Raw genomic sequence first — 12,392 nt, 5'->3', positions numbered from 1 at the left:
AGGGAAGTTTTTATGTCAATTCACTACCTAATGCACTGAAGTCTATTCCGTCAAAGTTTCCTGAACTCATCATCAAGAGACAGGTGTTTTCCCAGCTTTGCGATCGAATATGTGATAAAACGTCTTCGGTTTTATTCATAACGATTACATTACCTCCAAAAGCCTTTTGTACTTCTTCAATCGATAATTCGGGTAATTTTTTATGAGCAACTACATCCGGATTAAAGTAAACAATAGCGGAATCAGCTTTTTCCATCGCATTTTTATACAATGGAAGGAAAGCTTTGTTCAGACTGCTAAAGGTGTGCAATTCCATATAGGCGTATAACTTTCTTTCCGGATATTGCTCTTTTACTGCAGAAGTTGTTGCTTTTAGTTTGGATGGAGAATGAGCAAAATCTTTGAAGAAAATAAAATGATCTGTTTCCGTAACTTTTTCCAGACGTTTTCCGGCGCCGGAAAAACTTTGCATGGCAATCAGAAAATCTTCCGGTTGAATTTCCATACACTGACAGACATGTAATGCGCCCATCATGTTCTGAAGGTTATGTTTTCCGAATACTTCCAATTGGTATTCTTTTCCTTCATAAGTCATAGTACAAGTTTCATCCTGGATTATATAATCCGGTGTAGAGTAAGGGAGCGTCCGGATGTGTGAAGACCACTTTTCTCCCAGTTTTCGGACTTCTTCGTCTTCCGAATTGTAAATGAGGGTTCCACCGGACTCTATTTTTCCACAAAAGAGATCGAACTGTTCAACATAGTTGTCAAATGTCGGAAATACGTTAATGTGATCCCAGGCAATTCCTGACAACAAAGCTACATCCGGATGATACAGATGAAATTTTGGTCTTTTGTCAATGGGTGAGGAGAGGTATTCATCCCCTTCAAGAATAGCGAATTTAGGTCCGTTTTCCAGTTTAACCATACAATCGTACCCCTCTAGTTGGGCACCGACCATATAATTAATAGGTACGTTATTTTCTTTACAAACATGAAGAATCATACTGGTTATGGTTGTCTTACCATGACTTCCTCCAATGACAATCCGTGTTTGGTTTTTCGTCTGCTCATAAATATATTCCGGGTACGAAAAAACTGGAATTCCTAACTCTAAGGCGCGTTTTAGTTCGGGATTATCTTCCCGGGCGTGCATACCCAGAATAACAGCACCTGTCTGTTGGGTTATGCGATCAGGAAACCAACCGTCTGCCGGAGGGAGAATACCTTCTTTTTCAAGACGCGACCGGGAAGGTTCAAAAATCTGATCGTCCGATCCCGTAACCTGCTCTCCTTTACGTTTTAGTGCAATGGCAAGATTGTGCATGGCACTGCCCCCTATGGCTATGAAGTGAATATGCATAAATTCCGTGTTTTTACGAAAATCGCAATTCTATTTCGACTTTAGGAAAGTCGTTAAGAGTAGTTTTTCACATCAGTTGTTGAATAACAAATCGCTTTTATTTGCTGTTTGTTTCAGATTTCAGCCGATTTTTCACGTTGGGATTATTCATTAGTTTCTTTTTGAATTCCTCAATATTTCCTCCGTAATTGTTGGGTGAATCTTTAACTTGTTCATAGAAAAATGACTGATCCGCCTGGGGGAAGATGAGGATTGTTTCTCCAAATCTTAAATCAAAAAGTTTCATATTCACTAATAAAGTTGAAAAACCATCCGGACTAGCCGTAAACACCCAGTCATATTCGTGGTCTTTACCATTAAATGTTCCCTGGGCCGTTAAGTAGGGATAATTTCGGGATTCTACTAATGAGTTTTCTTCTGAATTTTCGTCATTTGTCAGAATCAATAAAGTCAATTTGTCGATTATTTTTTCGCTTTCTGGGCTTTCATATTCGCCGATTCGAATACCTTTAAATAGTGCGGTTTCTGTCTCTATTACGAAAGGTCTGCTGGATACAGCATAGTCATATCCGGCTACCGGAAAAGGTGATTTGTTTAATGGGTAGCTCTGAAAAATGTCAGCATATTTGGTATACGTTTCAATGTCTTGTCTGAATAGCTCTGAATCCCATTGGCTACTATCCAGGTGTTGAGTTGCTTTATCACGTAATTTCTCGATAGACCATTTATTGGAGTCTGTTTTACTTGCTGAACGTATATCCGTATGTGTTTTCTCCCGGCAAGAAGAAAAAAGAAATCCAATCGCGCATGATATGAGAATGGCCTGGGTTGTTTTCATAGTATATAACTTCCTGTTCACCAAATATATTTAAAAAACATGGATTAAGTTTAGGCGTATAATTACTACAACAGAGTTGGGGTATTCCGACTCTGATCTGGTTCTGGAGAGAATCAGGTATTCTTAGTAACAGGGACTAATTTTTATTCGTGATCAATTGGATGACAAACTCTTTTTTTGAGTTCTGTCCGGTCATATAATCTTTCCAGGATTGAGGGACGTTATAATCAGGAATAATTCCCCTCCCTTTTATTTCGGGAGAAACATTCATTTGAAAATGTACAGTCGGAATTTTTACCTCAATTTTTGAATGGGGTAATTGTATGTATTCCGAATATCCGCTTACATTGCCTTCATAGGTTCCCCCGGTTTCTTCTCCGATAAATAATCCTCTGTCAGTCATTTTTATCAGACTGGCAAATTCTGCTCCTCCGGAAAACGTTTTTCCACTTGTCAATACATATAATTTGCCTTTGTAAACAAGTTCTTGTTGTGGGGTTTTATATCCCAGATCCGAATAGTAATCGCTATACAAAGTATAATCTCCTCTTTTGGCAATGGTGTCTTCAAATATCCATTTATCCTCAATATATCCTTCTTTGTTTTTGTTTTTTTGATAGGGCTGGGGGAGCATAGTTACTTGCTTGTATTTCTGCACGACTTTGTCAGATAAATATCCGAAGAGTAGGTTTTCGTTTCCTTCGGTTCCACCACCATTTGCCTGAAGGTCTATAAGCAGGTGTTTTATCTGTAGAGAATCTATTTTTTTGAAGTTGGATTGATAAAATTCTTCGTAATCAAGATCGTCATAACCAAAGCTGGGGATACATAAATAGGCAACCGAGTCATTGATTTGTTCAAATTTGAACTTGTTATAGTCAAAGGAATTTGCTGTAAATCGGGCATTTTTTGTTTTAAATCTGGTAAGTCGAATAGCAGGAAGGAATATCGTTTGGATTGTATCACTTCCGAACTCCTGAATCTGCAGTTCAAATTCATCTTCCTTACCATAAATCAGACGGTATAACAAAGAGAAATTTAAACCGCCAACCCACTCCTGCCTTGAGGATTCATTAAATCCATCTGTTGTGATTAGAGGATATATTTTATCCAGTATTTCATTTACCTTTTTAGTACTGACAGAAATGATTTTTGCTCCTTGTTTAAGTTCGGCACTATTCTCACCGTAATTTTGAGTAATAATCAGATTTCCCTCGTGGAATCGCACGGTCAATGGTAGAAATGACTTGGAAAGCCCTACCTTACGCAAGGTTCGTTTAGGGAGATGTACAGAGGTATGCCCCTCATTGGTTAATCCGATTACAAGACTTACTTTTTCATAAAATTCCAATTGGGTTTGGGGTGCTCGTAGGGTATTCCGAATACTATCAATTAAGAGACCCGTTTGTTTCGGATCTATATATTCATAGAGACCTTGATGTTGTACCTTTAATTCAGCGATTAAGTAATCAAAGTCCTCATGTAATTTTTCTGGAGGTAATAGGTTTTGAGTATTCCCATAAGAAAGAAACAGGATTGAAGTTACGAGTAAAAATAATCTCATTTGTCGTGTGATGTTTTCCGTTCTGTTGAAATCCTGTTTGCAGTCTGCGTTATATATTGAAAACACTTCTCTATCAGTTAACACTTTTATCTATTTGTATAGATGGTTGATATGTTTATCGAATCTGCTTGTTGTTGTATGTTTCTCCAAATATCTTTTCGAAGTTGTCATTCGGATTATTCACAATAATCAATTTTGTTTTGTCCGTTAAAGTACTTGTGTAAATAAATTCATCTTCAGCGTTGTAAGACCATTCTCTTAATTCAGGAAATGTGTTTTTAACGAGCTCTAGTTTCTCACCAGAGTTCTCTGACAGTATTACTACTTTCGTAATAGGAGACTGTTTTAAACTCTCTAAGTTGGTTTTATTAATTTCTGTGTGATATACACTTTTACTTGCATATCGATACTTTTGCCTAAAGTATTTGAAATCATTTCGATTTTCAGAAAGTATATATCGGTAGGTCAGAATATGGTCTAATTCATTTGTCCAATCCGAGAAGTGGTTGTCATAGGCTGCAATGTACTTATCAATAAAGTACTGGTCAATAGTTTTTTTGTTATTGATATAATCCTTAACTAAAGGATAGATTTTTTGAGCCATAAGATTGATGTATTTTACATTATACCAATCCTCTTTATCCGTTTCATTAGTAAACCCCTCAAAAACAAAACCATTTCCCAAAGCTGTTGCTAAGGCTTCGTCTAACAATAAATAGGCATATTGACTGTTGACAGATGGATTCTGAGTAAACCACCTTTCGATCTCCTGTTTTAGTTTGAGTGATTGACCATCATAAAGCAAGTGAAAAATTTCATGCATCAAAACACAAAATAGTATGTCATTATGCTTAAAATTTAATGGTACTTCGCTAATTGCATTGTTTAAAAATGCAGTGGCTGTAAATCCTCCTTCTCCAAGTGTTGGAATAATAGCTATATCAATAGGGACTAAACTATCCCATTCTGTTCCGTAAAAACGAAGACCTGTTTCAAAATATTGGTGTAAGTCTACTGTTTCTACAAATAAGGCCAGTTCTTTAACTTTATTGTCAAAATCTGTTTTGTTCGGGAGATAAATTAGTTCTTGATAGACAGGGACAAAATTTGAAAGGATATTTGTAAATGCAAAGAATTGATCATTAGGGATGATACCAAAGGTTTGACTGATAAAATGGTCTATTGTATTCGAGTTAATTAAGTTTTTTTCAATGAGAGATATTGTTTGAAAAGGTTGTTTTTGCCCATAGGGGTAACCTTGAAAAGGTAATGATTCTTGCAGACTTAATGTATCCAGTTGTGCGATTAGACGTAAATAATGAGGAGTATTATAAGATGAGTTTTTGAATATTTGTTTGTATTCGTTATCCGGATAATAATCTGATAATTTTTGAATAAAGTTATAAGTGGCGGTTAGTTTTGAGTATTTTATATTTGCCTTAAACGTTTGTCCATTCACGGAGCTAAATACACTGAATAGTGAGATAAAGAGAATTACAGCTTTACTTTTCATTTGAAAAAGATTTACTAAAATGAATGACCTATTTTTATTGAAGCATAAACCAGTTAAGGGTTTTTTCGATGACCATTTTCCAACCATCTATTTCCGGTTTACCAGAAATAGCAAAAGAATGATCAGCATTTTCAATCATCTTGAGACTGATATTTCGCCCTTTTGATAACAAAGATGTATATGAAACAATAGCAGATTCAGGATGTACTGCCTTATCATCTGTTCCCTGAAGAATTAAAATATTTCCATTAAAGTCAGCTAATTCATCAATTACGGATGTTTTTAAAAGACTAGACCAGCGTAGGTAAGTAAATCCCCAAAATTTCTTGTCAGTACTAGTTGGGTTGGCTAAAATATCTTCCCATTTATCAGTTAAATACGTTAAACGCTGTTCAGGGGTAGGCATATTGTGTTCAGCTGTATTGAAAAATGTTCCGTCATCAGCAAATTTATATAGACTATAAAGTTGAGACGGTCCTTCTCCTGCCAGTATTGCAATATGCGATATTTTGTCTTTCATTATGTTAGCTACACTTGACGCGACTACACCACCTTCTGAATGTCCGGCTAGTAAAACTTTGGTTGTATCTATTTTTTCATTTAGAAGTACATAATTGATAGCATGTATAATCGTAGTACTCCAACTAGAAAGTGAAAACTTTTTGTCAAAAGCTATTGATGGTCCTTTTTGTAAGTAGTTAACTCCTGGTTTTTCAATAATTAGGATTCTGCATTTTTCTTGTCCAACATTAAACCATGTCATATGTCCGAAAGCTGAAACGATTTGTTCGTTTCTTTTTTCAAATAGAGAATTCATCCCGGAGCCCTGAACATAAACAACTAAGGGCAAGTTTCCTTTATGAGAAGTTACAGAAAGATAAAAGGTTATTGTATCCTCTTCTGTTTTAAGTTCATATTTATCATAGGGTTGATTGGGCAAAAAGTCAATTTTTGCTTCTTGTGCAAATAATATATTCGCAACAAGAATAAAGAAAATAACGGTCCTGATTTTCATCTGTATGTATTGATTTTATGACACTATTACTGATATTCATATACTCTGAGTTTTATACACCCTCTAAAATTATAAGAAATAAGCAGAACCAGTTAGTCATTTCAAATGTAACGAAAAAACGAAAAGAAAAGTATGACAATGAATAATGTCCGACCTTTTTTATTCGATTCGTTTCCTGAACCGGTCAATTCGCCTTTTGTTTTCCTGTTGTAACAAAGCGGGGTATAAATTCATTGGAATGTTCACCAGGCTAATAAGTATAGCGAATAGATAATTATCCGAAAACCCTTTATATAGAGCAATACTTGTTACGAATATAAATCCGATCAGATGGCTTACTTCAGCAATTGTCATTTCTTTTCGGATCTCAGTTAATTCTGCTTTTTTGTTTTGGAGCCGAATTTTTTGATTGAAGAACCTGAATGGAGTGTTTTTCACAATCCATTTAAAGTAATTCAGTCCAATATAGGTATTCAGTGATTTGCTTGTAATGAAGTTCAGATTGGACAATTTTTCGTAGTATTTCGTTTGTATGAGCATGCTATTACAAATCATTCCGACGATCCAGGAAATAAAGGAGATTGCTATTCCAAAAGTTACGTATTTAATCATAGGATGTTCTCAATAGTAATGATTGATAATGGTCATGTAAATTGGGAAATTAATTGCCTGCCAGCGACGATCATATTCTGTTCGTTGGTTTTATGCTCAACTATAATTTTACACATGTTTTATATAATATAATTTCCAGCTTAATCAAACATAGCTAAAAAACCTGTTTATCTATTCCTTTTAGAGGTTACTTATTACTTGGTGGCTTCTATTGGGGATGTACTAATAGATTGATAAGTACTCCTATTGGAAGTTTGTAGATATTCAGTTACCTTTATTGAAAATCTTTTGTTAAGTGACAAACGTCCGGATAATGAAAAAATACCTGTTTGTTTTTTGTTTGTTTATAGTTGCCAATGAGGTAAAAGCTCAGTTTAGTTTTGAAAGAAACCGATACCTGGAGGTTCGAATGGGAGGTCAGCCAATGCGAATGCCCTGGGCCGGGGGAATTAATTACGGACAATTCTCGGAGATAGATATGGATTTTGACGGACGAACAGATTTGTTTGTCTTTGACAGAAGTGATAATCAAATCCGAATTTTTCTATCAAAAAGTGACGGAACAGGGGAGTATTATGTGGAAGCTCCTGAATATCGTTTTTCCTTTCCGGAGGATGTCCGTTATCGGGCAGCGCTGGTTGATTATAATCAGGACGGTCTCCCGGATATTTTTACGTATGGAATCGGGGGAATAAAAGTCTATAAAAATACGGGAGATGCAATGGGAGGACATCAGTGGGAGCTGTTCAAATCCTTGTTGTATTCGGAATACCCGGGAGCGAATGGCGGAACGGGAAATCTTTATGTCAGTTCAAGTGATATTCCGGCGATTGTTGATGTGGACGGAGATGGAGATACAGACATCTTGACCTTTCACATCGGTGGTGAACGCATGGAGTACCATAAGAACATGAGTATGGAAAACTATGGAATACCGGACTCCCTGGAATTTGTAGTAATGAATGAATGTTGGGGAAATTTTAGAGAAGATGAAAATACGAACTCCATTATCCTAAATAGCAATCTTTTTCCATGTGGTTCGGGAGGAAGTAATGTCGATAACCCTGAACTATCGGAAGGAGGATCTACTACCTTACTGATTGAGGAAAAAAACAGTCGGCACGCAGGATCTACTATTCTCGCTTTGGATATGAATAATTCTGGAGTGATGGATCTGATCATCGGAGATATTTCATTCCCTAATCTGGTCATGTTGGCTAATGGAGGGACAAGTGTCAATACAAATTCACCGATCGTTTCGGTTGACTATAATTTTCCATCTAATTCAACACCTTCAAGTCTGAGTTTGTTTCCTGCAGGTTTTTTTGTTGATGGTGATCATGACGGTGTTAAAGATCTGATTGTAGCACCTAATGCCAAAATAGTTTCTGAAAATCAGAAAAGTGTTTGGCGATATCGAAATATAGGAACGAATAACAATCCTACGTTTGTATTTCAGGAACGTGATTTTCTACAAAAAGAAATGATCGAAGCAGGGTCGGGAAGTATTCCTGTCGTTCTGGATGTGAACGGTGATGGACTGAAAGATCTTATTGTTGCTAACTTTTTTAATTACAAACCAACGATTGATAAAGAGTCGGGATTTATGTACTTCCAGAATACAGGGAGCATGGCAGCGCCTGTTCTCACGTATGTAGACTCGGACAAGTTCGGAATCAAATCTCTGGGGATTGGATTGCGCGCTATTCCAACATTTGGAGATCTGGACGGAGACGGAGATCTGGATATGTTGGTAGGAGAAGAAAGTGGTAAAGTTCACCTGTTTATAAATGAAGCGGGAGCGGGTAATCCGATCAGTTTTAGTACTCCTGTTTATAATATTCAGGACAATACGGGAACTGTTATTTCTGCGGGATCTTACAGTGCACCCACCTTGGTGGATCTGGATAGAGACGGTCTGTTGGATTTGGTAATCGGGACGAAAAACGGAACCTTACTGTATTATAAAAACACGGGATCTTCCGCGGCTTTTCAATTTACACTGAAAAACGATATGCTGGGGAATATAGATGTAGCTCCATCATCACCTGATGGGTATGCAGTTCCTCATTTTCTGGATCATGAAGGAGAATGGCATTTATTTTTAGGAGGTAGAAGCGGAAGACTGGACTACTATACCGGTATTGAAGGAAACTTAACCCCCGGGTTTGATTTTGGTTTTTCCAGTATCGGCTATGCAAGTATCGATATGGAAGGATATAGTGCTTTTGCCATCAGTGATATGGACAATGACGGAAATTATGATTTATTTGCGGGGGGAGATCTGGGAGGTGTAGATCTTTTTGAGTCCGATCCGAATTCTTCCGTTGGATTTGAACCCGTTGAAATCCCGCAGGATAAGATAGCTGTTTATCCGAATCCTTTCACAGAGGAATTTATTGTGGAAGGAGCGTCGAAAGGAAGTTTACTTCGCATATATAATACGCAGGGAGTAATTGTTTACGAACAAAAAGTCACCACAGAAAAAGAGGTGGTAGGACTTCAGTTGGTTTCGAAAGGAATGTATTTTATTGAAGTAGAGGAAGGGGGGCAAACCTATCATACAAGAGTATTGAAAAGGTAAGTTTTTGTCAAAGGATAATGCATGCTTGAGAAGTAAAAATGATATCCGTAACAAAGACCTTTGGATTTAATAAAATTTAAGAAAAAGGAACCTGTTTTCACTTGCTTTTATTCACTGAATTTAGTAGCTTTCAAAAAACATTAAAAGCTACAGATATGCAAGTATTATTTAACACCAATAACACCGTTAATGGCCACCAGCGAATGGAGGCGTATGTGTCTTCTCGTGTAAACGAGGTTTTCAAGCGTTTTGATGAAATGATTACACGGGTAGAGGTGCATCTTTCGGATCAGAATGGGGATAAACCCGGAAAAGGAGATCAGCAGTGCCGTATTGAAGTTCGGTTGAGAGGGATGAATCCGATTACCGTTACTTCAAGGGAAGATGAAATGGAACAGGCAATTAACAACGGGTTGAAAAAGGCACTGGGTACCATTGATAAAGCTGTGGATAAAGCCAGAGCGCATTAATTAGAATTTCTGATTAGCAAACAATAATGGAATTTTTTCATGCGCTACTAACCTTGGATGGTTGGATTGCTCTTCTGACACTGACTTTGCTGGAAATTGTTCTGGGAGTAGATAATATTATTTTTATCAGTATTCTGGCGGCAAAGGTCAGAAAAGAAGAACAGCGTAAAACAAGAAATACGGGGTTGCTACTTACGTTAGTGACCCGTATTTTATTGTTGTTGGGAATCGGGTGGATTGTCTCGTTGAAAAGTGATGTATTTGTTCTTTTTGGAAATGGATACAGCTGGAGAGATATTATTCTTATTCTCGGTGGTCTGTTCCTGATGTATAAAAGTGTAACGGAAATTCATTCTAAAGTATCAGGCGTTGATGAAGAGGTTGAACAAACGACCAAAGCATCTGTTCGGGGTGTTATTTTACAAATTATCCTGATTGATGTCGTGTTCTCTTTTGACTCGATACTTACCGCAGTAGGAATTGTCGATGAATTGGTTATTATGATTCTGGCAGTTATTATAGCTATGATTGTGATGATTTTATTTGCCAAAGCAATTTCCGACTTTATCAACGAGCGACCGACAATAAAAATGATTGCACTGGCTTTTCTTTTAACCATTGGTCTCATGTTGGTTTTGGAAGGATATGGAGAAGAAGTTCCAAAAGGATATATCTATTTCGCCATGGTTTATGCATTGCTGGTTGAGTTCCTTAATATCCGGATGCGAAAAAACCAGGAGAAAAAGAAAAAAGGAACAGCAGCATGAGTTCATCTGTTTAAAAATATTTAGCAGTCAGGATTTCTCAGAGGCATTCACTTTGTCTATATTTGCGTTATGGATAATCCGCAGGAAAGAACAACCAATGACAGATTACGGGCTAAAGCTCCGGTTAATAACCTGCTTACCGAAATAGGGAAAATGCCTCCTCAGGCTTTGGACCTTGAGGAAGCGGTGTTAGGAGCAATGATGCTGGAGAATGATGCTGTCAATGATGTAATTGATATTCTTGGTCCGGATAGTTTCTATAAAGAGGCGCATAAAAAAATCTATCGTGCTATTCAGGACTTGTTCGGAGCATCCGAACCCATCGATATTCTGACGGTAACTAATAATCTCAGAAAAAAAGGAGAGTTGGAAATGGTTGGCGGAGCATTCTATGTGTCTAATCTAACCAATCGTGTCGTATCCTCAGCACACGTTGAATACCATGCACGGATTATTGCACAGAAATATATTCAACGTGAGGTCATTCGTCTGTGTTCCGAATCCTTGAAAATGGCATACGATGATACAACAGATGTTTTTGAACTGTTGAATAAAGTCGAAGGAGACCTTTTCCAGATTGCGGAAGGAAATATAAAGAAAAACTATGATCGTCTGGATGATGTTTTGAAACAGGCGATTCTTCAGATAGAAGAGGCAGCTAAAAATAATGATGGTGTCAGCGGGGTTCCGACCGGATTCAAAGATCTGGATCGTATCACCTCCGGTTGGCAAAAATCAGATATGATTGTTTTGGCTGCCCGTCCCGGTATGGGTAAAACGGCATTCGTCCTATCGATGGCGCGAAACACTTCTGTAGATTATAATATGGGAGTAGCCGTGTTTTCGCTGGAGATGGCATCTGTACAGTTGGTAAACCGTCTTATTTCTTCCGAAACCGGTATCTCCTCAGAGAAGCTCAGAAAAGGGAATCTGGCGGATCATGAGTTTAAACAACTGCACGAACGAATTGGTAAATTATCCAAAGCACCCCTGTTTATAGATGACACGCCTGCACTTTCTATTTTTGATTTACGAGCAAAATGTCGTCGTCTGAAACGCCAGCATGATATTCAACTGGTCATCATTGACTACCTCCAGTTGATGACGGCAGGAGGTTCCGGTAAAGGAAACCGGGAACAGGAAATTTCGACGATTTCACGATCGATTAAAGAGATTGCAAAAGAAATTAATGTGCCAATCATAGCTCTGTCCCAGTTGAGCCGTTCGGTAGAAACCAGAGGGGGAGATAAGAAGCCTATGCTTTCTGACCTTCGTGAATCCGGAGCGATTGAGCAGGATGCGGATATCGTTACATTTATCTATCGTCCGGAGTATTATGGATTGATGGAAGACGAAAATGGTATGCCGACACAGGACAGGGGAGATATTATTATCGCTAAAAACCGTCACGGATCTTTGGATACGGTAAACCTGAAGTTTGTGAAGCATCTCGTTAAGTTCGCGAACCTGGATGATTTTACAGATGATCCGATGGCGCAATACAATCCTACTTTGTCGCCAAACAGAGGGTTTGAAGAAGACAATACCCCTCCGGTAAATACCTACACAGTAAAAAGTAGGATGGACTCACTGGACGATGATGATGACTTCAATCTGAATACAAACGATCTGGAAGATACCCCATTTTAAGTAGGGAGAGAATTTT

General features: G+C 37.7%; 10 protein-coding genes. 4 read left to right on the top strand and 6 right to left on the bottom strand.

Features of this window, described 5'->3' with window-relative positions; translation table 11 throughout:
* Nucleotides 1–10 precede the first annotated feature (10 nt).
* From ABDZ97_RS07835 to ABDZ97_RS07810, 6 genes are all read right to left on the bottom strand, one after another.
* The gene (locus ABDZ97_RS07835) at nucleotides 11–1,363 is read right to left on the bottom strand and encodes a UDP-N-acetylmuramate--L-alanine ligase (protein WP_343786248.1); all 1,353 of its coding nucleotides are present in this window, start codon (nucleotides 1,361–1,363) and stop codon (nucleotides 11–13) included.
* 97 nt (nucleotides 1,364–1,460) lie between these two features.
* Nucleotides 1,461–2,201, bottom strand: a complete 741-nt coding sequence (locus tag ABDZ97_RS07830; protein ID WP_343786246.1) for a hypothetical protein — start codon at nucleotides 2,199–2,201, stop codon at nucleotides 1,461–1,463.
* 136 nt (nucleotides 2,202–2,337) lie between these two features.
* On the bottom strand, nucleotides 2,338–3,765 hold the full coding sequence (locus ABDZ97_RS07825) for a S41 family peptidase (protein ID WP_343786244.1): 1,428 nt from the start codon (nucleotides 3,763–3,765) through the stop codon (nucleotides 2,338–2,340).
* Nucleotides 3,766–3,880: 115 nt separating this feature from the next.
* Nucleotides 3,881–5,278 carry a hypothetical protein gene (locus ABDZ97_RS07820; RefSeq protein ID WP_343786242.1) on the bottom strand — a complete coding sequence of 466 codons (1,398 nt, stop codon included), beginning with the start codon at nucleotides 5,276–5,278 and terminating at the stop codon, nucleotides 3,881–3,883.
* Nucleotides 5,279–5,312: 34 nt separating this feature from the next.
* Nucleotides 5,313–6,293, bottom strand: a complete 981-nt coding sequence (locus tag ABDZ97_RS07815) for an alpha/beta hydrolase family protein (protein ID WP_343786240.1) — start codon at nucleotides 6,291–6,293, stop codon at nucleotides 5,313–5,315.
* 159 nt (nucleotides 6,294–6,452) lie between these two features.
* Nucleotides 6,453–6,905, bottom strand: a complete 453-nt coding sequence (locus ABDZ97_RS07810; protein ID WP_343786238.1) for a glycosyl-4,4'-diaponeurosporenoate acyltransferase CrtO family protein — start codon at nucleotides 6,903–6,905, stop codon at nucleotides 6,453–6,455.
* Between the two features lie 313 nt (nucleotides 6,906–7,218).
* Between ABDZ97_RS07810 and ABDZ97_RS07805 the strand changes: the two genes are divergently transcribed.
* From ABDZ97_RS07805 to dnaB, 4 genes are all read left to right on the top strand, one after another.
* Complete coding sequence (locus tag ABDZ97_RS07805) at nucleotides 7,219–9,489, top strand: T9SS type A sorting domain-containing protein (RefSeq protein ID WP_343786236.1); 2,271 nt, start codon at nucleotides 7,219–7,221, stop codon at nucleotides 9,487–9,489.
* A gap of 155 nt (nucleotides 9,490–9,644) precedes the next feature.
* Complete coding sequence (locus ABDZ97_RS07800) at nucleotides 9,645–9,959, top strand: HPF/RaiA family ribosome-associated protein (protein ID WP_343786234.1); 315 nt, start codon at nucleotides 9,645–9,647, stop codon at nucleotides 9,957–9,959.
* Nucleotides 9,960–9,985: 26 nt separating this feature from the next.
* Nucleotides 9,986–10,726 carry a TerC family protein gene (locus ABDZ97_RS07795; RefSeq protein WP_343786232.1) on the top strand — a complete coding sequence of 247 codons (741 nt, stop codon included), beginning with the start codon at nucleotides 9,986–9,988 and terminating at the stop codon, nucleotides 10,724–10,726.
* Between the two features lie 69 nt (nucleotides 10,727–10,795).
* Nucleotides 10,796–12,376: a replicative DNA helicase gene (gene dnaB / locus ABDZ97_RS07790; RefSeq protein ID WP_343786230.1), complete on the top strand. Its 1,581-nt coding sequence runs from the start codon at nucleotides 10,796–10,798 to the stop codon at nucleotides 12,374–12,376.
* Nucleotides 12,377–12,392 lie beyond the last annotated feature (16 nt).

Origin of the sequence: Wandonia haliotis, assembly GCF_039523435.1 — a bacterium.
Taxonomy (GTDB): Bacteria; Bacteroidota; Bacteroidia; order Flavobacteriales_D; family Crocinitomicaceae; genus Wandonia; species Wandonia haliotis.
The sequence above is the reverse complement of the archived record's forward strand: the minus strand, read 5'-3'. Positions and strand labels throughout refer to the sequence as shown.

Bases quoted from the DNA above. Each gene is read 5' to 3' on its own strand.
- ABDZ97_RS07835 (WP_343786248.1), bottom strand. From the start codon at position 1,363: ATGCATATTCACTTCATAGCCATAGGGGGCAGTGCCATGCACAATCTT.
- ABDZ97_RS07830 (WP_343786246.1), bottom strand. From the start codon at position 2,201: ATGAAAACAACCCAGGCCATTCTCATATCATGCGCGATTGGATTTCTT.
- ABDZ97_RS07825 (WP_343786244.1), bottom strand. From the start codon at position 3,765: ATGAGATTATTTTTACTCGTAACTTCAATCCTGTTTCTTTCTTATGGG.
- ABDZ97_RS07820 (WP_343786242.1), bottom strand. From the start codon at position 5,278: ATGAAAAGTAAAGCTGTAATTCTCTTTATCTCACTATTCAGTGTATTT.
- ABDZ97_RS07815 (WP_343786240.1), bottom strand. From the start codon at position 6,293: ATGAAAATCAGGACCGTTATTTTCTTTATTCTTGTTGCGAATATATTA.
- ABDZ97_RS07810 (WP_343786238.1), bottom strand. From the start codon at position 6,905: ATGATTAAATACGTAACTTTTGGAATAGCAATCTCCTTTATTTCCTGG.
- ABDZ97_RS07805 (WP_343786236.1), top strand. From the start codon at position 7,219: ATGAAAAAATACCTGTTTGTTTTTTGTTTGTTTATAGTTGCCAATGAG.
- ABDZ97_RS07800 (WP_343786234.1), top strand. From the start codon at position 9,645: ATGCAAGTATTATTTAACACCAATAACACCGTTAATGGCCACCAGCGA.
- ABDZ97_RS07795 (WP_343786232.1), top strand. From the start codon at position 9,986: ATGGAATTTTTTCATGCGCTACTAACCTTGGATGGTTGGATTGCTCTT.
- dnaB (WP_343786230.1), top strand. From the start codon at position 10,796: ATGGATAATCCGCAGGAAAGAACAACCAATGACAGATTACGGGCTAAA.